Below are 23,340 nucleotides of genomic sequence, written 5' to 3'. Positions count from 1 at the left end.
CTCAAAAATCGCGCCAGACGTGTGTATCTCAAGTCAGACTATAGTGAAAAACATCAAGTCGCATGAAAAGCAAAGGCAAACTTCGTTCGCGGCGTAAAACACATGAAAATAACAAAGGCCGCGCATGAATGTCATGCGCGGCCAGAATGTGAACGATGATTAGCCTCTCCCACGTCATCCTTGCCCTTGAGGCGAAGAGCCATAAGCCGTCGAAGGCAGGGATCCTCGGGTCAAGCCCGAGGATGACGCTGAGTTTGGCGAAATCACCTATTACTGCGGCAGCTTGTCGTCCACGCCGGCAACGTAGAAGTTGAGGCCGAGCAGAACCTTGTCTTCAGCCTTTTCACCCGCCTTCAGCCATTCCGAACCGTCCTGCTTCTTCACCGGACCGGTGAAGGGGTGCAGCTCGCCGGACTTGATCTTGGCTTCGGTATCCTCGGCCATCTTCTTCACGTCATCCGGCATGTTGGTGTAGGGCGCCATGGTCAGGATGCCATCCTTCAGGCCGTCCCAGACGGATTCGGACTTCCAGGTGCCATCGAGAAGAGCCTGCGTGCGCTTGATGTAATAGGCGCCCCAGGTGTCCTTGATCGCGGTCAGCTGCGTCTTCGGGCCGGCCGCGATCATGTCGGAGGCCTGGCCGAAGGCCTTGATGCCGCGTTCCGCCGCAACCTGCATCGGCGCTGTCGTATCGGTGTGCTGCGTCAGGATATCGACGCCCTGGTCGATCAGCGCCTTGGCTGCATCGGCTTCCTTGCCGGGGTCGAACCAGGTGTTGGCCCAGACGACCTTGACCTTGAACTCCGGATTGACAGACTGCGCGCCGAGAACGAAGGCGTCGATGCCCATCACCACTTCCGGGATCGGGAAGGAAGCGATGTAGCCGGCGAGACCTTTCTGCGACATCTTCGCTGCAATCTGGCCCTGAATGTAACGGCCTTCATAGAAGCGCGAATTGTAGGTCGCGACGTTTTCAGCGGTCTTGAAGCCGGTGGCGTGCTCGAACTTCACCTTGGGGAACTTCTGGGCGACCTTCACGGTCGCATCCATGAAGCCGAAGGAGGTGGTGAAGACCAGTTCGCAGCCCGAGCGGGCCATGCGCTCGATGGCGCGTTCGGCATCCGGGCCTTCCGGAACGCTTTCAAGGAACGGCGTCTCGATCTTGTCGCCGAAATGCGCCTGAAGTTCCTGGCGGCCGATATCATGCGCCTGCGTCCAGCCGCCGTCGGTCTTTGAACCGACATAGATGAAGCAGACCTTCTTGGCGTCGGCGGCCTCAGCCGAGGAAACGACGCCGCCGAGAGCCGCAACGGAAGCGGCGAGTGCGATGACCAGTTTTTTCATTTTTACCCCTGTTGGTTTGGAGACTTAAGACTTCTTCACCTGTCCGGCACGAAGGATTTGCCCAACGATGCCGGCGTGTTGATCAAGGTCGTGCGGCGATTATGCGAGATGATGACGAGCACGACAATAGTTGCAAGGTAAGGTAGTGCCGAAAGCAGTTGCGACGGCACACCGATGCCGAAGGCCTGCGCGTGCAATTGCCCGATGGTGACGGCGCCGAACAGATACCCGCCCGCCAGCAGGCGCCAGGGACGCCAGGAGGCGAAGACGACGAGCGCCAGCGCAATCCAGCCGCGCCCGGCCGACATGTTTTCCACCCATTGCGGCGTGTAGACAAGCGACAGCTGCGCGCCGGCGAGACCCGCGCAGGCGCCACCGAACATGACAGCCAGATACCGCGTGCGGATGACATTGATGCCAAGCGCATGGGCGGAACCATGATTGTCCCCGATCGCGCGCATCTTGAGACCCGTTCGGCTTTTGAACAGAAACCAGCTGATACCGGCAACGAGCGCAATGGACATGTAGAAGATCAGGTCCTGCCGGAACAGCAAGGGACCGAGGAAGGGGATTTCCGACAACACCGGAAAGACGATGGGCTGCAGCTTGACGCCCGGCAGGCCGACGAAACTTTCGCCCAGCATGCCGGAAACACCAAGACCGAGAATGGTAAGCGCAAGGCCCGTCGCCACCTGGTTGGTCACCAGCGTCAGTGTCAGGAAGCCGAACAGCAGCGAGAAAACCGCGCCGGAAGCGATGCCGGCCAGAATGCCGAGATAGGGAGACCCCGTCATATGGGCGGTCGCAAAAGCGCAGACCGCACCCATGATCATCATGCCCTCGACACCGAGATTGAGGACGCCGGAGCGCTCCGCCACAAGCTCGCCGGAGGCGGCAAGGACGAGCGGCGTCGCCGCAGTGATGACGGTGAGAAGAATGGCCTGAAGCATATCCATCATGCCGCTCCTTCTTTGTGATGCGCCTTGCCGGTGAAGACGACCCTGATGCGATAGAAGATCAGCGTGTCGCAGGAGAGCACGAAGAACAGCATCAGCCCCTGAAACACGCGCGTCACCTTGTCCGAGACGCCAATCGAAAGCTGCGCCGCCTCGCCGCCCAGATAGGTCAGCGCCAGCACCAGCCCGGAAAGGATGATGCCGAGCGGATTGAGACGACCGAGAAAGGCGACGATGATGGCCGTGAAGCCGTAACCCGGCGAAATGCTGGGCTGGAGATGGCCAATGGAGCCGGACGCTTCCGAAATGCCCGCAAGCCCCGCCAGCGCACCGGAGAGCAGCAGAGAAAACCACACCATGCGGCTTGATGAGAAACCGGCAAAACGCCCTGCCCGCGCCGACTGGCCGAGCACGGTAACTTCGAAGCCTTTCAGCATGTAGCGCATCATGAACCACAGCGCGATGGCCGCGACGATGGCGAAAGCGAAACCCCAATGCGCGCGGCCCGATGCCAGCATTTCCGGCAGCACGGCGCTGTCGTTGAAGGGCTTGGTCTGCGGGAAGTTATAGCCACCCGGATCGCGCCAGATGCCGCGCGTCAGCCAGTCGAGAAAAAGCTGCGCGACATAGACGAGCATCAGGCTGACGAGGATTTCGTTCGTGTTGAACTTCGTCTTCAAAAGTGCGGGAATACCGGCATAAAGCGCACCGCCAATGGCGCCCATCACCATCATCAGCGGCAGGATGAGCGGCGAATGCCAGTCGGGATAAAGCACCGGCAGGATGGAACCCGTAATCGCGCCGATGGTGAATTGCCCCTCCGCGCCGATGTTCCAGTTATTGGAGCGATAACAGATCGACAGGCCGACGCCGATCAGGATCAGCGGCGCGGCCTTGATCGCCAGCTCATGCAGCGACCAGACCTCCAGAAGCGGCTCGACGAAAAAGGCGTAAAGCGCATCCAGCGGGTTCTTGCCGAGCATAGCGAACATGACAGCGCCGACAAGCAGCGTCAGCGTGAGCGCCAGAAGCGGCGAAAGAAGAGTGAATAGCTTTGAGACCCCTGCCCGTTTTTCAAGCTCAATGCGCATGCTGGGCGGCTCCCGAATGTGTGTGGATGCCGCCCATCAGCAGGCCGATCTTTTCAAGCGTCATGTCTTCCACGGGATGGGTCTCTGACAGCTTCCCGTCGGAAATGACAGCGATATTGGTGGCGACCTCAAAGATTTCATCGAGATCCTGGCTGATGACGATAACCGCCGAGCCCGCCTTGGCGAGATCGACAAGCGCCTGGCGAATTCGGCTCGCCGCACCCGCATCCACACCCCAGGTCGGCTGGTTGACCACCAGCACGGCGGGCTGGCGGTCAAGTTCACGCCCGACGATGAATTTTTGCAGATTGCCGCCCGACAGCGACCCCGCCAGCGGATCGGCCCCGCTTTTGCGCACATCCATGGTTTCCGAGATGCGCCGCGCCGCCGCCTTGATGGTCGAGCCACGGATGATGCGCAGGAAACCGCCAGTCAGAAACGCCTTCCGATCAGAACGCGCCCGCGCCAGCAACAGATTGTCGGAAAGGCTCATGCCGGGAACGGCGGCGTGGCCATGGCGCTCTTCCGGCACGAAACCCGCGCCCATCAGCCGGCGGCCATTGATGCCGATGCGGCCAACCGGCTTGCCGCGCAGATGGATCGCATCATTATTATAGACCGGATATTCGCCGGAAAGCGCATCGAACAGCTCGCCCTGGCCGTTTCCGGCCACACCGGCAATCGCCAGCACCTCGCCTGCACGCACATTCATGGAAATCGATTTCAGCGCCACGGCAAAAGGCGTGCGTGGCGCAACCGAAAGCCCCATGACCTCGATCTGCGGTTGCCCCAGCGCGGCTCCCGTCGGCCGCGAAACGCTCGCGACATCGCTGCCGACCATCATACGCGCCAGAGATGCAGGCGTTTCCCTGCGCGGATCGCAGGCGCCCGTCACCTTGCCATGGCGCAGAACGGTGGCGCGATCACAGATGCGCTGCACCTCTTCCAGACGGTGGCTGATATAAAGTACGGACCTGCCTTCGGCCTTCAGCTTTGCCAGCGTTTCGAACAGCTTGTCGGCCTCCTGCGGCGTCAGCACCGAGGTCGGCTCGTCGAGAATGATGAGGCGCGGGTTCTGCAACAGCGCGCGCACGATTTCGATACGCTGGCGCTCGCCGACCGAAAGATCGGCCACGTGCGCATAAGGGTCGAGGGGCAGGCCATAGGCGCGCGACAGCGTTTCCGCTTCCCTGGCGATTTCCTTCAGTGAAATTTTCGGGTCGAGAGACAGGGCAATGTTTTCAGCGACCGTCAACGCCTCGAACAGGGAAAAATGCTGGAAAACCATGCCGATACCGAGGCTTCGGGCCTCGCTTGGGGAGCCCACGGAAACCGGCCGGCCCTGCCAGATAATATCACCCTCGGTCGGCGAAAGAACGCCGAACAGCATCTTGACGAGCGTGGACTTGCCCGCGCCGTTTTCACCCAGAAGCGCGTGGATTTCGCCCGGCGCTATATCGAGATCGATGCCGTTGCAGGCGGCGAAATTGCCGAACAGCTTTGTCAGCTTGCGAACGGACAGGAGAGGCACGGCCTCCGGCGCCAAATTTCCAGTCACTGGTCCCTCTCTCACCGGCAGCTCATGCTTTCTTTGAAGCACTTCACCAGCTGCGGTTATTGTTCCCAATCACGGGGCAATGCGTATGCAATGCTGCGCGACCATGATGTATTGATAACTGTTTTGCTGCTGCGCACAACTGAAAAACACGTTGCTTAAATGCAATTTGCACAAGCAATAAACGGCACCGCATCCCTTTCCCAATAGTAGCGTCGAAATCTCTACCGTGTCACCCTCGGGCTTGACCCGAGGATCCATAACCCGTTGAAATCATGGATTCTCGGGTCAAGCCCGAGAATGACGTCGAGTGTGCAGAACCGCTCCGAAACGCCATGCATACTACTTCGCGCCGAGCGAGGGGAAAAACTGCAATATTCCACCGATGCAGTAAAGATAGATACCGCTCGCTACGAATGCGATCACCGCCCACATGGGGGTTTCGAAATGCATCAGCAGCGCATAACCGCCAAGCGCGCACCAGATGAAGACGACGAACAAATTGAGCGGCCGCAGGCGCTTCACCCGCACCGGATGCAGGAAATTGATCGGAAGGAACGTGAGGAACACCGAGACGGTAACCACGGTCATGGCCGTGGTGGCGCTGGCATCCATGACGAAGAGCGTGAACACCACCATGTTCCACACCACTGGAAAGCCGGAGAAGAAATATTCATCCGTCTTCATGCCCATATCGGCATAATAGATGGCGCTCGACACCACGATCATGCCCGCCGCCACGAAGGATAACGGCTCGCCGATCATGCCGCTCTGGTAGAGCGCAAAGGCAGGCAACAGCACATAGGTGACGTAGTCGATGATATTGTCGAGCGTATCGCCGGACCAGTTGGGCAGGACTTCCTTCACCCGAACCTTGCGGGCGATGGGTCCATCGATACCGTCGACCAGCAGGGCAAGCCCCAGCCACCAGAACATATCGACAAATCGGTGCTCGGCAGCCGCGACAACGCCGAGAAAGGCCAGAAACGAACCGGAAGCCGTAAGCATATGGACGGAAAAGGCGCGGATTTCCGCGTAGGGAACACGCTTGTAGTTGAAAATTTTCATGGTCAGCGTCTGCGCCCCGCTTTTCATCCGCCCTGTTCATTCCGGTATGCGGCCATTCACCACGCTTTGCAACCGGCTCAATCCGCTTATCCTAAGACTAATATAGCGGCACAACCAACGAATCTTCGTGACTGAATGTTCCGGCCCCGAAGTGGATTTGCCCGCGCAAAGACACTATGATGTTCTGGAAATAACAACGGATCAGGACCATGAGACACTTCGATATCGCCATCACAGGTGCGGGGCTTGCGGGCCAGATCGCGGCCATCGCGCTGGCGCGGGCGGGCCGCCACGTGGCGCTCATTGCACCTTCCAGCGACAGGAAGGACCAGCGCACCACGGCGCTGATGGACCAGTCCATCCGTTTCATGGACCGCCTCGGCCTCTGGTCTCGCATCGCCCCTGCGGCCGCACGCCTTTCCACCATGCAGATCATTGACGGCACCGAGCGCCTGCTGCGCGCGCCGACCGTACAGTTCCGCTCCTCCGAAATAGGGCTCGACGCCTTCGGCTGGAACATTCCGAACGAGGCGCTGCTCGGCGTGCTTGGCGAGGCTGTCGAACAGGAACACAATATTACCCGCCTCGACACCACCGCCGAGACGATCGACATCGGCAACGACCGCGTCTCCGTGACGCTTGCAGACGGCGAAACGCTCTCTGCCGATTTCCTCATCGGCGCGGATGGCAGGAAGTCGATGGTGCGGGATGCGGCCGGCATCGGCGTCAAATCCTGGTCCTATCCGCAGACGGCCATTGTTTTGAACTTCGGCCATAGCCGGTCGCATGGCAATGTCTCGACGGAATTCCATACGCCCACCGGTCCTTTCACCCAGGTTCCCCTGCCCGGCAACCGCTCCAGCCTCGTCTGGGTCGTCACCCCGCAACAGGCGGAGGAACTGACGGTACTGCCGCTGGAGGCGCTCAGCCTTAAGATCGAGGAGCGCATGCAATCCATGCTGGGCGCTGTTACCGTGGAGGACAGCGTGCAGGCATGGCCGCTTTCTTCCATGACGGCACATCGCTTCGGCAAGGGCCGTGTGGCACTGATTGGCGAAGCCGCGCATGGTTTCCCGCCCATCGGCGCTCAGGGGTTGAACCTCAGCCTGCGCGACATCATTTCGCTGACGGAACTGCTCGGTGCCGTCTCCGACCGCCCCATTGCCGCTGACGCCGGCAGCAGCTTTGACCGCAGGCGGCGGGCGGATGTCTACAGCCGCACGTTGAGCGTCGACCTTCTGAACCGCTCTTTGCTTTCCGACCTCCTGCCGGTGCAGATGGCGCGCGCGGCGGGCCTGCATGTCCTCTCCGGCATCGGCACGCTTAGAAGCATGGTCATGCGCGAAGGCATCGAGCCGGGCCGCGGGCTGAAGGCCTTGCCCTCGCTCCTATTCGGCAGCTTCAAAAAGGCTGGATGAAATAGACCACGCCTGTCAGCGTGAGGACCGACAACACCGTGGAGATGAGAATCGTCGCCGACGCCCGCTCCTGCCAGACATGATATTGCTGGCCGATGACAAAAACATTCGTCGCGGTCGGCAGCGCCGCCAACAGCACGGCGGAATAGATCCACACCGGCTCGAAACGCCCGAGCGACGAGAGCACGAGATAAGCCGCGAGCGGATGCAGGATCAGCTTTGCCGGCACGATATAGCTGATTTCCACCGGCACCCGTTTCATCGGCCGAAGCGCCAGCGTCACGCCCATGGCAAACAGCGCGCAGGGTGCTGCCGATTGCGCCAGATAATCCACCAGCCGCTGCACCGCCTCCGGCGGTTGCCATGACAGCGAGGCAGCGAGAAAGCCCGCAATCACCGACACGATGAAGGGATGGGTAATGACCTTGCGCGCCACATCCAGTGCAAGCTGCGCCGGGGAGCGCTTGTCACCGCCCGCAATCGCCATCATCGCCGGCGCGACGATGAAATGGGCAGCATTTTCCAGGCAGACGATCAGCGCCACCGGCACCGCCGCCTTTTCGCCCAGCGCCAGCAGCGCAAGACCCGGCCCCATATAGCCGATATTGCCATAGCTCGCCGCGAAGCTCTGGATGGTGGTTTCGGCAAGGCTGTTCTTTCGCACGAACCGGCCGATCAGGAACACAGCCAAGAAAATGCCGTAGGTGCAGGCAAGACTGGCGGCAACAAAATCCATGCGCGCCAGCTCTTCCACCGGCGTTTTCGACACCAGCTTGAAAAACAGCGCCGGAAGCGCGGCGTAGATGATGAATGTATTCAGCCAGCCCATCGCCTCAACGGGCTGTTTCGTGATGCGCGCCGCGCCGTAACCGATGAAGATCAGGCCGAAAAACGGCAAAAGCAATCCGACGATATCGGCCACGGTCTTTCCCCTGCGTCTAAAATACGCGGGAGGCTTAGCCGATTTTCATCAGGATCGGAAAGGTCTCTTGGAACCAGATCGCCACATTGGTGATGAAACCGGACATGAAAGCGATGCCGGTAAGCACCAGCAACACGCCCATCAGCTTTTCCACAAGGCCGAGATGGCGGCGGAAGCGCACGAGGAAACGCATGAAGGAGCCGGAAAAAGCAGCCGCGATCCAGAACGGCACGGCAAGGCCAAGCGAATAGATGGCAAGCAGCATCGCCCCGTCGCCAACCGTGTCGCGCGAAGCGGCAACACCGAGGATCGCGCCCAGAACCGGGCCGATGCAGGGCGTCCAGCCGAAGGCAAAGGCAAGGCCCATGACATAGGCTCCGGAAAGCGTGGCCGGCTTGCCCGCCCCTGAAACCGCGCTTCGCGCGAAAACATACCGATGCGGAAAACACCGAGAAAGTTGAGGCCCATCAGAATGATGATGAAACCGCCGATCTTGGCGAGAATATCGAGATTCTGGCGCAACAATGTGCCGATGGTTGAAGCGCCGGCACCCAGCGCCACGAAAACCGTGGCGAAACCGAGCGTAAAGAAGAAAGCCGAAAACAGCACGGCCTTGCGCACTTCGGGCCGCGGCGCGACATCCTCCGTCTTGAACTGCTCGACCGAAATACCCGCCATGTAACAGAGATAAGGCGGCACCAGCGGCAGAACGCAGGGCGACAGGAAAGACAAGGCACCGGCCAGAAGCGCGCTGAACAGGGAAATATCGGCAATCGACAAGAAAGAACTCCGGATCCCGCAAAGCCCGTCGCGATTCGTCAAAGATTCGCCGGCACTTCACGCTTTCATTTTCGCACATGTCATTGCCGTAAAACGATTTCACCCGTCTGCCCGACATGTCTGAGCCGCTTTTATCCCCAGCCGCCCCCTGTCTCCAATCACCTTTTCGGGGGTGCGACAAAAAAAACCGGATTGATTGTAGAAAGCGCTTTTTTTGGGTTGACCGAACGGATCGCTCTACCTATGTTCCGCGCACTTCCGAAGGGCAGCCAAGCCCTGACACGGGAGAGCGTAGCTCAGCCGGTAGAGCAACTGACTTTTAATCAGTAGGTCCAGGGTTCGAATCCCTGCGCTCTCACCACCTCAAGCATATATTTTTCAATAACTTATGAATTGCCATCAGTAACTGATGACAGCAGCCGGCAGAAAATCGAAAAGCCGATTCCCGTTTTCCCGGGGCATAACACAGCCCCTTCTCAACATCGGGTTCGGAAAATCGATATCGCGAGCGAGCCGTTATCAGACAGCCCGCAAACGACCACCGCTAAAGATAAGCATAAACATATCGCGCAATATTGTCGTAAAAACTCGACAGATAAGCCGGCACCCGCTTGAACCGGGCAAACTTGCTGCCGCGATATTCGGCACGCGTGCCGACCAGCGTGTCCGGGTCGCCAAAGGGCAGGAAATCCTTGTCAGTCACATAAACGCGCGTGCCATAGCCCCAGCCGCATTCCAGCGCCCGGTCAAAGGGCAGCGTCATTACCCTTGCAGCTTTCAGGAAACGTTCAGCGCCGCAGCGTGAGATGATGTAGCAGGCCGAGGATCCCTGCGGGCCGAAAATGCAGCGCCCGAACGTGTCTCCGAGAGCGCTGGTCTTCCTGCCCTTGAAGCCGCTGCGGCGGTGGTTGGTCAGCTTCACGATCGCTTTTTCCGGCATGATCGCAGCCATGGCTTTGACCCGTTCGGAAAAGTCCGGGGTAAAGGCAACGTCGTCCTCGACGATCACCGCAACCGGCGCGTCACTCGCCAGAAAAATCTCCAGCGCCTTGATGTGGCTGGCATAGCAGCCATATTCACCCGGCAAGGCATGGCGGCCGTTGCGCAGCTCGAAGCCGCGTTGGTTGAAGTCCGTCCACTCGGCAGGAGGAATAGTCTTGCCGTCGACACCCTCGACCGGCCGCAAATCAAGACCGAGACCGGAAGCGCCGTCCAGCATCTTGTCGAGCCGTGCACGCGCCCTGGCAATGGAGATGATATAGACGGGAAAGGTGGAGATCGGCAGCATTTACAGGACACCATGCGCATGGAGACAGGGAACCGTCTCCTACAGCATGGCGTGCCGCACGTCCATTCGCACTCAGACTGGATGGATTTCAGGCGCGAACGCTCCGGATTTTGCAGTCACGCCGGAGATTATTTCCGCGCAGCGGTGCGGCGGCAGCGCCAGTTCCAGTCTCGCGGTTCGCCCGTATCCATGTGCACCGATTCGGTATGGCAATAGGTGCCGACACCACCGCGCTCCGGCAGGGAACGCAGATAGGTTGCAAGCTCCCATTTGGAGACGCCCTTGATCTGAATGTCGGCAGCATCGCAGGTATAATGCTTGGAACCCTGCCTTATGCCCTTTGGCGGACGATAACCCGAGGTGACGATGGCCGGGCTGTTATAATGACGCTCGACATCCTTGATCATCCGAACCAGCTCCGGCTTGAAACAACCGACTTCAACGTGATCCGTCTGCAGGAAAAGCCCGTTCGGCGAAACGCGGGTGAGGCCGGAGAGCGAAGCAAGCTTCATCAGGCCGGTCGGTTGATCATCCTCGTCTTCGAGATGCGCGTCATCGAATTCATCGGACATCATCGAGCGGCCCGAAAGCGCAATGCCCATCGTCCTGTCCGCAGCGCCGGGCAGCGCCGCAACCTGCGTGTTCTCGGCGGAACCGCTTTCAATCATTTTCGGCAGGCGCTTCTTGGCCGCGCCGGCGAAAAACGCCGCAAGCGTCACGCCCTTGCCCTCGCCTTCCTGCCCACTTTCGCCAGCCGGCTGTGCGGCAGCCACCGCAGCAAGTTGCTCAGACGCCGTCTGCGGCACGGGAACTGCCTGGCGGTTTTCACTGTGCTGTTCCGCTGGCAGCTGCGCCGCTGCCGGCACCTGAACCGGCGCTGCAACGGGCTGGGGCTGTGCCGCCTGCACCGGTGCCGAATAGACGCTGCTGACGGCGGGGATGATTTTCTGCGATGGCGCGCCGGGCGTGCCAACCGTACCGGATGCGCCCGCCGCCGCAACGGCAGGTGCTGTGGAATAGATGCTGGATGTCCCGGCGGAAATCGCAGTCGGCTGCGTTGTAAGCCCGCCAATATCGGCAGCAGCACCGTAACCCTGGGCCGGACCGGCCGCAGCCTGCTGCTGGGCCGGGCCTGCTGCGCCGGCCGCCGATGCCACGGCAGGATCGACATAATGCCCCTGCTGCGCGCCCGCCGCCGGAGTGGCGGCGGCCGTCTGCGGCTTCTGCTGTGCGGCAATCTCCGGCTTCTTGTTATTGGCGACCATCTCGTCGTCAGTCATGGCCGAAACGCATCCGGAAAGCCCGAGCAGCGAAACGGCAATGACAAGACGCTGACAGGAAACGCGTCCTTTCGCGCCATCTGCAGCTTTCATGGGTGGCCTCCGTATCTTGCATTTACAACAGCAGCACGGGAACGGAATCGTCTGCTTTCCCCAAAACGGGATTGGCCGTTTCGATTCGCGGACTATGCCTCATCCGATTGTGACAAGGCAAGAGCGCCCGAAACCGCTGCTGTTGGCGGGAAAATCCCTACCAGGAACCGGTATTCTGCATAGATATCCACGGTTCGGCTGGTGCGAGGCTTTCGCCCTTCTGAAGAATTTCGAAGGAAATACCATCGGGGAACGGACAAAGGCCATGTGACCGTCACGCGGCGGCCGGTTGATCACGACGCCATTTTGCTGAAGCCGCGCACAGAAGTCGTAAATATTATCGACCTCATAGGCCAGATGCCCGAAATTGCGGCCACCGGTGTAATCCTCGGTATCCCAATTGTAGGTGAGTTCAAGCGAAGGCGCTTTTTTTTCTCGTGCGGCAGCAATGTCGTCGCGCGCCGCAAGAAACACCAGAGTGAATCGGCCTTTTTCGTTTTCGATTCGGCGTATTTCCTCGAGACCAAGCAGGTCGCAATAGAATTTCATTGATTCGCCAAGGTCTTTGACGCGAACCATTGTGTGCAGATACCGCATTTTCTTCCTCTCCAATACACGGGTCCGGTGCCGTTAAACGCATCATGGCAAGCCCCGGACAAGGACCGCGACATAAAAGCAGCTACGCAAATCAAAAACTAGGGCTTGCGTGGAACCGTTACCAAGATGTTAATCTGGTAATCAGGAATCAGTTGACCGGTGTATGGCGCGTAATCGAGGGGTTGGCAGGATATGGCTGATAGGATGTCATCGAAAACGATAGTCGATGTCGAGGACCTTTCGGGCGATGCCGTGGACCTGGTCGAGATCACCGGCGTCGTGAAATGGTTCGACGTCGCCAAGGGCTTCGGCTTCATCGTGCCCGATAACGGCATTCAGGACGTGCTGCTGCATGTCTCCTGCCTGCGCCGCGACGGATACCAGACCATTCTCGAAGGAACCCGCATCGTCGCCCTCATCCAGCGGCGCGACCGGGGCTTTCAGGCTTTCCGCATCCTGTCGATGGATCAGTCGACTGCCGTTCACCCCTCGCAGCTGCCGCCGGTGCGCACCCATGTGCAGGTCACACCCTCGAGCGGGCTTGAGCGCGCCATCGTCAAGTGGTTCAACCGCACCAAGGGTTTCGGCTTCCTGACGCGTGGCGAAGGAACCGAGGATATTTTCGTGCATATGGAAACGCTGCGTCGTTTCGGCCTGACGGAACTGCGCCCCGGCCAGGTGGTGCTGGTGCGTTATGGTGATGGCGATAAGGGTTTGATGGCGGCGGAAATCCATCCCGATAATCCTGCCCCGATCGGGATGTCCCACTGATGACCGCCTTGTTTCGCACAGTGATGAAGAGCGCCGTTCTGGCGCTTCTTTTTTTCACCTTCGCAGGCGTCGCCCAAGCCCAGCAGCAGAATTTCAGATCCGAGCCGCTGACGATCGAAAGCGCCGCCGGGAAAAGCCATGACTTCGTTGCGGAACTTGCCCTCAACAACGCCCAGCGCGAACAGGGGCTGATGTTTCGCAAATCAATGCCACTTGAAAACGGCATGCTGTTCGATTTTGGCCAAGAGCGGGACGTGGCTATGTGGATGAGGAATACCCTTATTCCACTCGATATGCTGTTCATCGCCCGGGACGGCCGAATCACCCATATCCACGAAAACGCGGTTCCCCATTCGGAAGCGATCATCAGCTCCCGCGGAGTGGTAAAATTTGTGCTTGAACTGAATGGCGGCATTGCGAAGCGTTATGGCATCAAGCCTGGCGACATGGTGCGCAGTGCTCAGATCGGCAACCGGAAATAACATTGCCGCGTTATGGTGTCTGAAAAAGCCGGACGACGTTTCGCCCGGCTTGCAGAATATCAGTATACCGGCTCGATATGGCTCAAAATCCGGCAATTGGAGATGGAGGCGGCAAGGTTGATGGCAATATCGATCGCCTCGACCGAATCGGCCGTGCCTTCCAGATAGATCACGTCATTTTCGACGATTGCGGAAATACGCGACTTCTCAAGTCCCGTTTCGAAGGCCAGGGCAGAGGTGATCGCCTGACATACGCCAGCCATGCGGTCTCCGAAGAAGCTTTCCTGAATGCCTGACAAATTGAACATATGCGTTCTCCTTCTTATGGACATTACAACGCGCCAATAGCGGTTTTGTTCATCTCCGGTTCATCATTTCGTTCATCTTCCATTCATCTTGGAAAATTGGAACCCCCTGACCGATCACATTTTAGGTGATCGGGAACCATTTCGTGAGGCGAGCATTTCGCGCATGGGAGAGAGAACAGCCTGAAAGGGACATGAAACAGGGAGGAGAATGACATGCTGATAAACAGAACGGAGCCGTGTCACCACGCCTCGTGGATGAAGCCGGTAGCGATCCATCTGCCGCTTTGCGTAGCGGTGGAGATTTACAGCCCTCTGGTGGCGCTGGACATGTTGATGTACCGCTGGCCCGAGGAACATGGCCCGGAATATGAGGAAGCGCGCAGGAACTGCCTCGATGCGATCGCCGGAAAATGCGATATCGAAAAAGCGCGGGAATCGTTTCTCGTCGCAAGCAGTCACGCGCATATCCTGAACATCCACTAAGGTTCGTTAGCTGCGATGATGACTTTGCCCTTCTTCACGAAGGGCTTTTCTTTGCCGCCGGATCGGTGCTGCGGCGCCGTTTCCCGCACCGCGCACCCTGCCCGCCTGCCGATGATGACATGTAACTGTCACTCAAACGTTATAATCGGCAGGAACGAATTCCATGGAATCGATTGGCGCAAATCGCCGAAAGCTTGGGAGTGGAACTGGCCAGCATGGAAACTGTTTTTGCCCTTTGCGCAATTCTGCTCCTCGCCTTCAATCTTCTCGGGATTGTTCTCGCCGGCTGGCGCCTGACAAGACGTGACACGGAAAACGCACTTGTTCGGCAAAAACCGCCGGTCTCGCTGGTAGTGCCGCTGCGTGGCGTGGAAAACTTCACACCGTTGACACTCTCGCGCGCCTTTGAGCTCGACTGGCCGGATTACGAGCTGCTGTTCTGCGTTGCCGACGAACTCGATCCCGTGATCGAGGAAGTGCGCAAAGCCAGCGCCGCCTCGCCTGCGGTTTCAGCGCAATTGCTCATCGGTGATGACCGCATCAGCGCCAATCCGAAACTGAACAATTGCGTGAAAGGCTGGCGCGCCGCCCGCCACGAATGGGTCATTCTGGCCGATTCGAACGTGCTGATGCCGCCATCCTATATCGCGACCATGATGTCAGCCTGGCGGCCGGATAGCGGGCTTGTCTGCTCGCCGCCGCTCGGCTCCCGCCCGACGGGCTTCTGGGCCCATGTCGAGTGCGCTTTCCTCAACGGCTCACAGGGCCGCTGGCAATATGCGGCCGAAGCGATCGGCATGGGTTTTGCGCAGGGCAAATCGATGTTGTGGAACAAGCCGTTCCTGGAAGAGCATGGCGGCATTCGCGCGCTTGCCGCTGAAATCGCCGAGGACGCCGCCTCGACGAAGCTGGTCAGAAATGCCGGCCGCAGCGTGCACCTGGTCTCCGCCCCCTTCGAACAGCCGCTCGGCCAGCGTCATGCCGGCGAGATCTGGTCGCGGCAGACCCGCTGGGCGCGGCTGCGGCGCGTGACCTTCCCGCAATATTTCGCCCCGGAAATCCTCACCGGCGCGCTGCCCCCGCTCCTCTTCGCGCTCGCCGCCGCCCTTGCCGCGGACGTCGATCTTAGCGTCACCGCCATCGCCGTTCTCACCATCATGTACGGCCCGGAGCTGGCGCTCACAGCACTCAACCGGTGGCCGGTCTCTCTTTATACCCTGCCGGCCATGATCGCGCGCGACGTGATCATGCCCTTTGTCTGGGGGCGCAGCTGGATCGGCAGCGCGGTCGCATGGCGCGGCAATGTCATGACGATCGGCACAGCCGAGAGCACTTTGGCCGGACCATCAGCGGACTGAACGGAAGCTTTTCTTTTAAGGAGGTTGCGCCGACAAGCGGATATATTGCTTTAAATGGTCGGAGTGGAGAGATTCGAACTCCCGACCCTCTGGTCCCAAACCAGATGCGCTACCAGACTGCGCTACACTCCGCCGAGGCGATGGCTGGGGAATACACGGTTCACCCAAACTCCGCAACAGGGAAATTCATCTTTGTTCAGCCCATTCTCTCCATCGCCCAAAAGCGCCTTGGCGCCACGGGGCAGCAAAGCGATGGCAAGGGATAATCGTCTTGACTCTCACATGAAGTCGGTCCATTTCAAATTTCAGCGTTCCTGACACGATTTGGTTATTCTATTCAGGTACGTGAAGAGTAATCTGGGGTGTTGTGCCCCACCGCCCAACCGGAGCAGTTTCGACATGTCTGCGAAGATTTACCGCCCTGCAAAAACCGCCATGCAATCCGGCAAGGCGAAAACCAATGTCTGGGTTCTGGAATTCGACGCCGAAGTTCCGCGCAAGATCGATCCGATCATGGGATACACGTCCACCTCCGACATGAAGCAGCAGGTCAAGCTGACATTCGAGACGCAGGAACAGGCCGAAGCCTATGCGCAGCGCAAGGGCATCGAATACCGCGTCATCCAGCCGAAGGAAGCGACCCGCAAGGTGGTTTCCTATACCGACAATTTCCGTTTCAACCGCACCCAGCCCTGGACGCACTGAAACAAGACGACTTTAGACCGGAGCATCCCTGCCCGGCATGACGGCCCCTTAGCTCAACTGGATAGAGCAACTGCCTTCTAAGCAGTAGGTCGCAGGTTCGAGTCCTGCAGGGGTCGCCACCTTCCCTTGAAAAAACTGATGAGAAAGTCTGCTCGGATATCTGGGCAGAATGCGCCGATCGTTTCCGATGCGGTTACCTTGCCGGCGCTCCGGAGCGCATGGAAATCAGCCTCAAGCCGTAATGGGTGATGGCGGCATACAAGCCGACTATCGAGGCATAATTCACGAAAAATTCGAGCGTCGACTCGTTGAAATCCCACATGTCCAGCGAATAGCTCAGCATCAACTTCCGCCCGAACGCCATCTCGAAAGAGCTTCTTATTCCCCAAACCGCCACTGCGAGCGACATCAGCCGCAGAATGGCGGTCCGAAAGGAACTCGCGTCTGAAACGCCAACCAGTCCACGGCCGACGCTCATCACCACCTGCCAGCGCGTCCCGAGATGGATGGCGATGATGAGCAGAACCCAGTATCCCGCAAACATATGGATTTCCCGGACGGCGAAAGCGCCGCCCATCGAAGTGAAGGGCAAGAGGTCGCGGGATATCAGCAGGCTGGTCACGAGCATGATCGTCATCGCGATTGCAAGGCTTGCAATCGTCACCAGATTGACAATGCGGACGGCATCCAGCCTCCGTTTCGTCACGCCGCCATACCAGCGACGATTGAAGACGTTGTGGACGATGACCAGCGTGAAAAGCGCCGCCCCGAACAGTTCATGCGAGAGATTGTCGAGCCACCAATAGGCAAGGCAGGCAATAATCAGACCGACGGCGATGAGATCGAGCACCAGACGAAACCGCAGGACGCCGTTCATTTCAGTTCGAACCGGCGCATGTCGTTGAACGTGTAGAGAAAGTCCCTGTCGGACCGTGAGGTGTGACAGCGCTGACAGCGGGCGGTGTTCTCCTCCATGTTGATCGTGCCATCCGGCTTGAACCACTGGAACTGCCAGTCGGCGGTGCGGCGGTTCTCGTCGTAGTCCTGTCCCCAGCCCTCGCCTTTCTCCATGATGAAATAACGGAAGACCTTGCCGCCGCGATAGTCGACGAGCGCCACGTGGGTGCCGTTGGGAATGGGATCGCCGCGCTTGACGGCCTCGATCGCCTCGCGGGTGGTCATGATATGCTCGGTAACCTCACCCCGCTCCACCGTCGTATAGTGTATGAGCTTGCCGATGTCAGGCATCGTCGCACGGGTCGGCTCGGCGCGGACCTGCATGCCGACGAGGAATACGGCGCTTGTTACGAAGGCGGCGGCGCCCGCCATCTGCATGACTTTATTCAATCCATGCCTCCATCCGTCTTGGCGTATTGCTCGTCGGTCACGTGTTCCATCCACTCGACGGTCTTTCCATCAAGGGCTTCCGCCACGGCGATATGCGACATCCCGTATTCCGGTGATGCGCCGTGCCAGTGTTTGACGCCCGGAGGGATCCAGACGACGTCTCCGGGTCCGATTTCCTGAATGTCGCCATCCCAGTGCTGGACGCGGCCCTCACCCTCCGTCACGATCAGTGTCTGACCCAGAGGATGTGTATGCCACGCGGTGCGGGCGGCGGGTTCGAAGGAGACGAGACCCCCGCCGACGCGAGCGGGCGGTGGGGTCTGGAAGCGTGACTGCACCTTGACGGAACCGGTAAAATAGTCCGGCGACCCCATAGTCGTCGCCTCATTGCCGAAACGGGTCACCGTTATGGCACGGTCCGGTTCGGCAAAAGCAGTCGTGGCGCCAAGGGCCATGGCGGCGGTGATCATCGATTTTGTGTTCATGGCTTATTTCTCCGCAAACACATCTTTGGCGACCGCGACTGCGGAAACGCCGCTCGGCCAGCCCGAATAAAAAGCCATATGGGTGATGGTTTCGACGATCTCCTCCTTCGTCAGCCCGTTCTGCAGGCCGAGACGGATATGGGAGCGAAGCTGGTCAGGACGATTGAGCGCGATCAGCGCCGTGATTGTCACGAGGCTTCGGTCACGTTTGGATATTTCGGGGCGTTCCCATATGTCGCTGTAGAGAACCCCGTCGGTGAGTTCGGCCAGTTTCGGTGCGGTATCGCCCATCAATTGCTGGGCGCGCGTCTGCTGCTTTTCCGGCTGTGCCGAAGGCGTTGCTGTCTGGGCGTTTGTCATGGTGATCGAACCGAGAATGAGAGTGATACCCGTTGCGAGAAAGAGGCTCTTGGTAGGTCGTTTCAAAGGGAACTCCTTGGATGGCTTGTGTAGCAGACTCGCACGCAACGACAGGCATCGAGATGCCCGGTGCCGCCACGAAACCTGGATTTGGATGAAGGGTGGATAAACCGTCGTTGACGGTCTTAGGCCAGCGTCCGGCCGAAGAACGGTGTGAGCTTGTCAAGCGCCGCCTGCACATATTCGGGCACCCAATAGGTCTCGATATGCTTTGCGCCCCTGATCAGGAAGAGTTCCTTGTCCTTCGTGCCGGTAGCCTTGGCGAAAGCATCTTCCGTTAGGTAAAGCGTGTCTGCTTCACTACCGGCAATCATCAACAGCGGAACGTCGATGAGTTCGAGTTCGTCCGTCGCATCCCAGCGCATCAGGTCCATCAGGCTGCTCATCGTATATTTGAAGGTCGAGCCCGGATGCGCGTTGGTTCGCCAGTAGTAGTGATAGCCCTGCCGATAGAGATCGAAGGGCAGAGCCTCGATCTGCGCATCCGTGAGGTTCGCGTCGCCGGCATAAAGAACGTCGCCACCGGCCGCTTCCTGCGCCCGGGCCAAAGAGGCCTGCTGCAGCCGCTTCTGGATCGTATCCATCTGGCTGTCCTTGAAGCCGTTGCGGCGCACGCGCCCGGAGTTGAACATGCTGAGCGTCGCCACCGCCCTAAAACGCTTGTCGGTCTTGGCCGCCGCCAGCGAGTAACCGCCACCGCCGCAGATGCCGAGCAGCCCCAGACGCGCCGTATCCACGCCGGGGAAGCCGCTGATGAAGTCCGCCATCCCGTGGATGTCCTCGATGCGGTTCTGGGGCTTGTCGACGCTGCGTGGCGTGCCGCCGCTGCCACCCTGATAGGCGGCATCGGCCGAAATGGTGATAAAGCCCCGTTCGGCCAGACGCTGGGCGTAGAGGCCGGTCGTCTGCTCCTTCACGCCGCCATTCGGATGCGCAAGCACGATGGCAGGATACGTCTTGCCGGGATCGTAATTGGCCGGAGTATAGACGTTGGCGACGATGTCGAGGCTGTTCAGCCTGTATGTCACCGGGTGGATGTTCACCTTGCCGGGTTCGTTTTTGGTGATCGCCCCATCATAAGCAAGCGTGAAAGGGTTCTGCCTGTAGTCGGCTGCGGCAGCTTGGGTCGTCGTCATGGTTGACACTCCTAACATTGCACCGGAGATGAAGAGAGCCGACGCTCCGAGGAACTCGCGTCTCTTTCCGTTAATGATATCATTCGCCATCGTCAGGCTCCTTGTTGATCGGAAATGGTCTGATGGGGATGCGCGCAACGGCAGTTTCACGCGAACGCACCCGTGCTTCAGTCCAGCTTCTTGTCGGCGAGGAACTTCGAGATCTGGTCGGCAATCTCGACATTGTTCTGGTCCGACATCAGGAAATGCGTGCCGCCCTTGATGCCGATCTCCGGCAGGTGGACAAGCGCTGCATCGCCGCCATGCTTATTGACTGTCTCCACCCACAGCTTCGCCATGGCCAGCCTTACACGCCAGTTGTCCTGTCCACGCTCCGTGGTCGGTTCGGTCGGGAAATTGTCGCCGTAATAAATGACGATCGGCAGGCGTGTCAGCTTCTCGAAGTCGGCAACAGGCACGGCCTCAGCCTTCAGCGTGCCGGCGGCACTCGGCATTTCAGCAGGCACCTCACCTTCCGGGAAGATGAAACCACTGCCGGGCTCCAGCGCCACGATGCCCTTCACATTCGGGTTCTTGATGGCCGTCAGCCAGCCGGGACCACCTGCCTGCGAATGGGTGAACAGGATGCCGGGTCCTGTTTTGGTAAAAAGTGCCGACATGGCATCCGAAATCAGCTTGGCGTCGTATGGCCCGGTGTTCGGCGTGACCGAGCGCAGGAACTGGTCGAGCGCTGCCGGATCACGGGAGAATTGCGCGTTGTCAAAATAGTTCGGCCACTTGCCGATGCGGAACTGGTCGAAGAACAGCTGGTCGTAGGGCGTCGGCTCGATCGTCGTTGCGACCGTGCTGTTGCCCGCGCGACCTCGGCGCGGCTGGTCGACGAGGTAGGTGGAGTAGCCACGGCGCAGGAAGATATTCTGAAAACCTTCGCGACCGTCAGGCGTCGTCTCCCAGCTCCGTCCCGACTGAAATGCGCCATGCAGCATGACGATCGGCAGCGGCTTCGGGTTTTGTGGAACCTGATGGAACACATAGGCATGGTCGCCATGCAGCGTCTGGCCTTCGGCCGTCGGCGCGTTGTTATTATAGGTGCCGGGCTTGCTCGACACCGTGCCGCCAACCGCGAAGCTGCCCTGCTGCTCAATGACAAACGGCTCGGCCTTTGTCGCGGTCTGCGCAAACGCGACGCTCGAAGACGCGGCAATGGCGGAAAATATGAAGACTGAAATGGTTTTGGTAAAAATTCTTGGCATGGCTCTCTCACAACATGACGTTGAAAGAAGGCTACGCGACCGGCATTCCGGTGATTAGATACCCATTTACGATTGAAGCCATTAGCTCCGCTTATCAATCACTTTTAGTTCATTAGGGCGTTATCCGCGATATCGCAGCGCGTCCACCACGAGTGCGAAAGCCGGAGACGCGTGACGCCGATTTGGATAATAAAGATGGTAGCCGGAAAAAGGCGCGCACCAATCTTCGAGAACCCGGATCAGCGTTCCCTTCGCGATATCCTCCGCAACGATGTCCTCAGGCATATAGGCAAGGCCAAGACCCCGTTTCGCGGCATCGAGGCGCATGGCGATGTTGTTGAAGACGAGTTGCCCTTCCACTCTCACCTTGAGTTCATGGCCATCCTTTTCGAACTCCCAGAAAAGGATGTTGCCGTAGGTCGGCATGCGTATCTGGATGCAATTATGCGCCGTCAGATCCTCGGGCACCTCTGGCCAGGGGTTCTGCCGGAAATAGGATGGCGCACCCACCACGGCCATGCGCATTTCGGGGCGATCTTGACCGCGATCATGTCCTTCGCAAGTTGCTCGCCGAGCCGCACGCCGGCGTCGTAACGCTCCGCAACGATATCCGTCAGCCCGTAATCGACGGTAATCTCGACATTGATATCAGGGTAATTCGGAAGGATTTTGTCCAGCGCTGGCGCAAGGACGGAAATGGCGGCATGTTCCCCCGCCGTGATGCGCACTGTGCCCGCGGGCTTATCCCGCATGTCGCTCAGTGCCGAAAGCTCGGACTGAATCTCGTCGAACCTTGGACCTGCTGTCTGAAGCAGACGCTCACCGGCGGCCGTGGGTGAAACGCGCCTCGTCGTTCTCGTCAACAACCTCAGGCCCAGCCGCTCTTCAAGGCCGCGCACCGTCTGGCTCAACGCGGACTGCGAGACACCCAGCTTGACGGCCGCCCGGGTAAAGCTCTGCTCGCGCGCCACCGTGACGAAGGCGGCCAGATCGTTGAAGTTCTCCTGCGGCATTCATTAGGCATCCTTATAGCTTCATGCTGATTACTGCCCCTATTCGAAAATGTCGGCAAGGAATATCTTTTCCATCAGACGCGGCCTCAAATGGCCCGATCAAGGAGTAGAGAAATGCTGAAACGCAAAATCGGAAGCCTCGAAGTCTCCGCCCTCGGCCTCGGCTGCATGAGCATGAGCGCGGCCTATGGGCCAGCGGCCGATAAAGCGGAGATGATCAAGCTGATCCGTTTCGCCCATGAGCAGGGCATCACGCTGTTCGATACCGCCGAGGCTTATGGCCCCTTCGTCAACGAGGAACTTCTCGGCGAGGCGCTCGCCCCCATCCGCGGCGGGGTCGTCATCGCCACCAAGTTCGGCTTCGACATCGACCTTGAAACAGGTGAACGTCGCCACGGCACCAACAGCCGCCCGGAACATATCAAAGCCGTCGCAGAAGCGAGCCTCAGGCGTCTCAGGACCGACCGCATCGACCTGTTCTACCAGCACCGCGTCGATCCGGCTGTGCCGATCGAGGATGTCGCAGGCGCTGTGAAAGATCTGATCGATGCAGGCAAGGTCAAGCATTTCGGCCTCTCCGAAGCGGGTGTGGGCACCATCCGCAGGGCTCATGCCGTTCAGCCCGTCACCGCCGTCCAGAGTGAATATTCCCTGTTCTGGCGCGGGCCTGAGGCAGAACTCCTTCCCGCACTTGAAGAACTTGGGATCGGCTTCGTACCGTTCAGCCCACTCGGTGCCGGCTTCCTGACGGGCAAGATCGACGAAAATACCAAATTCGACCCAACCGATTTCCGCAATGCCGTTCCCCGGTTTTCCCCCGAGGCCCGCAAGACCAACCTCGCCCTGGTCGACGCCATCAAGGTCATAGCAGACACCAAGCGATCGACGCCTGCCCAGGTAGCGCTCGCCTGGCTACTGGCGCAGAAACCCTGGATCGCCCCGATCCCCGGCACGACCAGGCAGCACCGTCTTGAAGAAAACCTTGGGAGTGTCGATCTTGAACTGACGTCGACCGATCTTGCGGACATCAACACGGTTCTTTCGAAGATTGAAGTTGTCGGCAACAGGCTTCCAGACGCGGTCCTGAAGATGACCGGCCTCTGATTTGGACGGCAATGCCGTAGGGACCTGTTGGAAAATCGACTGTCCGATCTAAGCCTCAAGGGCGTTCGACAATATTCATCGAG

Annotated in this window: 22 protein-coding genes, 3 tRNA genes and 3 pseudogenes; 9 read left to right on the top strand and 19 right to left on the bottom strand. The window is 59.2% G+C overall.

The features are described 5' to 3' along the window. Window positions 1-270 precede the first annotated feature (270 nt). The 5 genes from G3A56_RS01145 to pcsA form a co-directional block, all read right to left on the bottom strand. A complete protein-coding gene (locus G3A56_RS01145; RefSeq protein ID WP_003495497.1) occupies window positions 271-1,344 on the bottom strand; it encodes a BMP family ABC transporter substrate-binding protein in 1,074 nt (357 codons plus the stop codon). A gap of 35 nt (window positions 1,345-1,379) precedes the next feature. After that, entirely contained in the window at window positions 1,380-2,300 is a 921-nt protein-coding gene (locus G3A56_RS01140) for an ABC transporter permease (RefSeq protein WP_164056571.1), read from the bottom strand. Beyond that, window positions 2,300-3,391, bottom strand: coding sequence for an ABC transporter permease (locus G3A56_RS01135; protein WP_082184401.1), 1,092 nt, complete (start codon window positions 3,389-3,391; stop codon window positions 2,300-2,302). The genes G3A56_RS01140 and G3A56_RS01135 overlap by 1 nt, the downstream gene beginning before the upstream one ends. After that, entirely contained in the window at window positions 3,381-4,937 is a 1,557-nt protein-coding gene (locus G3A56_RS01130) for an ABC transporter ATP-binding protein (protein ID WP_164056569.1), read from the bottom strand. The genes G3A56_RS01135 and G3A56_RS01130 overlap by 11 nt, the downstream gene beginning before the upstream one ends. A 351-nt stretch (window positions 4,938-5,288) precedes the next feature. Next, entirely contained in the window at window positions 5,289-6,014 is a 726-nt protein-coding gene (gene pcsA, locus G3A56_RS01125) for a phosphatidylcholine synthase (RefSeq protein ID WP_082184713.1), read from the bottom strand. A 209-nt stretch (window positions 6,015-6,223) separates the two neighbouring features. Here pcsA and G3A56_RS01120 point away from each other — a divergent pair, with 209 nt between their 5' ends. Continuing rightward, window positions 6,224-7,432, top strand: coding sequence for a UbiH/UbiF family hydroxylase (locus tag G3A56_RS01120; RefSeq protein ID WP_082184402.1), 1,209 nt, complete (start codon window positions 6,224-6,226; stop codon window positions 7,430-7,432). On the opposite strand, the gene G3A56_RS01115 is transcribed toward G3A56_RS01120, so the two are convergent. Next, window positions 7,416-8,354, bottom strand: a complete 939-nt coding sequence (locus G3A56_RS01115; RefSeq protein WP_082184403.1) for an AEC family transporter — start codon at window positions 8,352-8,354, stop codon at window positions 7,416-7,418. The genes G3A56_RS01120 and G3A56_RS01115 overlap by 17 nt on opposite strands. Before the next feature lie 34 nt (window positions 8,355-8,388). Beyond that, window positions 8,389-9,134, bottom strand: a pseudogene (locus G3A56_RS01110) (cytochrome c biogenesis CcdA family protein). Window positions 9,135-9,419: 285 nt separating this feature from the next. Between G3A56_RS01110 and G3A56_RS01105 the strand changes: the two are divergent. Beyond that, a tRNA-Lys gene (locus G3A56_RS01105) sits at window positions 9,420-9,495 on the top strand. Window positions 9,496-9,678: 183 nt separating this feature from the next. Here the strand turns inward: G3A56_RS01105 and G3A56_RS01100 are convergent. The 3 genes and pseudogenes from G3A56_RS01100 to G3A56_RS01090 all read right to left on the bottom strand — a co-directional run bounded on the left by G3A56_RS01100 (window position 9,679) and on the right by G3A56_RS01090 (window position 12,392). Next, window positions 9,679-10,422 carry a glycosyltransferase family 25 protein gene (locus tag G3A56_RS01100; RefSeq protein WP_082184405.1) on the bottom strand — a complete coding sequence of 248 codons (744 nt, stop codon included), beginning with the start codon at window positions 10,420-10,422 and terminating at the stop codon, window positions 9,679-9,681. A gap of 128 nt (window positions 10,423-10,550) precedes the next feature. Further along, on the bottom strand, window positions 10,551-11,795 hold the full coding sequence (locus G3A56_RS01095) for a YcbK family protein (RefSeq protein ID WP_164056029.1): 1,245 nt from the start codon (window positions 11,793-11,795) through the stop codon (window positions 10,551-10,553). 157 nt (window positions 11,796-11,952) lie between these two features. Then, window positions 11,953-12,392 (bottom strand): annotated as a pseudogene (locus G3A56_RS01090) (VOC family protein). A 192-nt stretch (window positions 12,393-12,584) separates the two neighbouring features. Here G3A56_RS01090 and G3A56_RS01085 point away from each other — a divergent pair. Continuing rightward, complete coding sequence (locus G3A56_RS01085; protein ID WP_035242409.1) at window positions 12,585-13,163, top strand: cold-shock protein; 579 nt, start codon at window positions 12,585-12,587, stop codon at window positions 13,161-13,163. Beyond that, a complete protein-coding gene (locus G3A56_RS01080; protein WP_164056028.1) occupies window positions 13,163-13,645 on the top strand; it encodes a DUF192 domain-containing protein in 483 nt (160 codons plus the stop codon). Before G3A56_RS01085 ends, G3A56_RS01080 begins: the two co-directional genes overlap by 1 nt. Window positions 13,646-13,704: 59 nt before the next feature. On the opposite strand, the gene G3A56_RS01075 is transcribed toward G3A56_RS01080, so the two are convergent. Further along, window positions 13,705-13,953, bottom strand: a complete 249-nt coding sequence (locus G3A56_RS01075; protein WP_003495474.1) for a BON domain-containing protein — start codon at window positions 13,951-13,953, stop codon at window positions 13,705-13,707. A 213-nt stretch (window positions 13,954-14,166) separates the two neighbouring features. Here G3A56_RS01075 and G3A56_RS01070 point away from each other — a divergent pair, with 213 nt between their 5' ends. Next, the gene (locus G3A56_RS01070; protein ID WP_035242407.1) at window positions 14,167-14,436 is read left to right on the top strand and encodes a DUF982 domain-containing protein; all 270 of its coding nucleotides are present in this window, start codon (window positions 14,167-14,169) and stop codon (window positions 14,434-14,436) included. A gap of 215 nt (window positions 14,437-14,651) precedes the next feature. Next, entirely contained in the window at window positions 14,652-15,794 is a 1,143-nt protein-coding gene (locus G3A56_RS01065; RefSeq protein ID WP_164056027.1) for a ceramide glucosyltransferase, read from the top strand. Window positions 15,795-15,849: 55 nt separating this feature from the next. Here G3A56_RS01065 and G3A56_RS01060 read toward each other — a convergent pair. After that, window positions 15,850-15,926, bottom strand: a tRNA-Pro gene (locus G3A56_RS01060). Between the two features lie 267 nt (window positions 15,927-16,193). Here G3A56_RS01060 and G3A56_RS01055 point away from each other — a divergent pair. Both G3A56_RS01055 and G3A56_RS01050 read left to right on the top strand, forming a co-directional pair. Beyond that, window positions 16,194-16,499: an ETC complex I subunit gene (locus G3A56_RS01055; RefSeq protein WP_003495468.1), complete on the top strand. Its 306-nt coding sequence runs from the start codon at window positions 16,194-16,196 to the stop codon at window positions 16,497-16,499. Window positions 16,500-16,541: 42 nt separating this feature from the next. Continuing rightward, window positions 16,542-16,618, top strand: a tRNA-Arg gene (locus tag G3A56_RS01050). A gap of 74 nt (window positions 16,619-16,692) precedes the next feature. On the opposite strand, the gene G3A56_RS01045 is transcribed toward G3A56_RS01050, so the two are convergent. From G3A56_RS01045 to G3A56_RS01015, 7 genes and pseudogenes are all read right to left on the bottom strand, one after another. Then, window positions 16,693-17,376: a DUF4405 domain-containing protein gene (locus G3A56_RS01045; RefSeq protein ID WP_003495433.1), complete on the bottom strand. Its 684-nt coding sequence runs from the start codon at window positions 17,374-17,376 to the stop codon at window positions 16,693-16,695. Continuing rightward, window positions 17,373-17,834 (bottom strand): cytochrome P460 family protein, encoded by a 462-nt coding sequence (locus tag G3A56_RS01040; protein ID WP_003495432.1) that lies wholly within the window; start codon window positions 17,832-17,834, stop codon window positions 17,373-17,375. Before G3A56_RS01040 ends, G3A56_RS01045 begins: the two co-directional genes overlap by 4 nt. An 8-nt stretch (window positions 17,835-17,842) precedes the next feature. Continuing rightward, complete coding sequence (locus G3A56_RS01035) at window positions 17,843-18,331, bottom strand: (R)-mandelonitrile lyase (RefSeq protein WP_082182502.1); 489 nt, start codon at window positions 18,329-18,331, stop codon at window positions 17,843-17,845. A 3-nt stretch (window positions 18,332-18,334) separates the two neighbouring features. Continuing rightward, window positions 18,335-18,691 (bottom strand): carboxymuconolactone decarboxylase family protein, encoded by a 357-nt coding sequence (locus G3A56_RS01030; RefSeq protein WP_082184452.1) that lies wholly within the window; start codon window positions 18,689-18,691, stop codon window positions 18,335-18,337. A 185-nt stretch (window positions 18,692-18,876) separates the two neighbouring features. Continuing rightward, entirely contained in the window at window positions 18,877-19,887 is a 1,011-nt protein-coding gene (locus G3A56_RS01025) for an alpha/beta hydrolase (RefSeq protein ID WP_246231050.1), read from the bottom strand. Window positions 19,888-20,054: 167 nt separating this feature from the next. After that, window positions 20,055-21,140: an alpha/beta hydrolase gene (locus G3A56_RS01020; protein ID WP_175414377.1), complete on the bottom strand. Its 1,086-nt coding sequence runs from the start codon at window positions 21,138-21,140 to the stop codon at window positions 20,055-20,057. A 120-nt stretch (window positions 21,141-21,260) separates the two neighbouring features. Further along, window positions 21,261-22,153, bottom strand: a pseudogene (locus tag G3A56_RS01015) (LysR family transcriptional regulator). Between the two features lie 114 nt (window positions 22,154-22,267). On the opposite strand from G3A56_RS01015, the gene G3A56_RS01010 reads away from it, so the two are divergent. Next, window positions 22,268-23,257: an aldo/keto reductase gene (locus G3A56_RS01010; protein WP_082182504.1), complete on the top strand. Its 990-nt coding sequence runs from the start codon at window positions 22,268-22,270 to the stop codon at window positions 23,255-23,257. Window positions 23,258-23,340 lie beyond the last annotated feature (83 nt).

Origin of the sequence: Rhizobium oryzihabitans, assembly GCF_010669145.1 — a bacterium.
GTDB lineage: Bacteria > Pseudomonadota > Alphaproteobacteria > Rhizobiales > Rhizobiaceae > Agrobacterium > Agrobacterium oryzihabitans.
The sequence above is the reverse complement of the archived record's forward strand: the minus strand, read 5'-3'. Positions and strand labels throughout refer to the sequence as shown.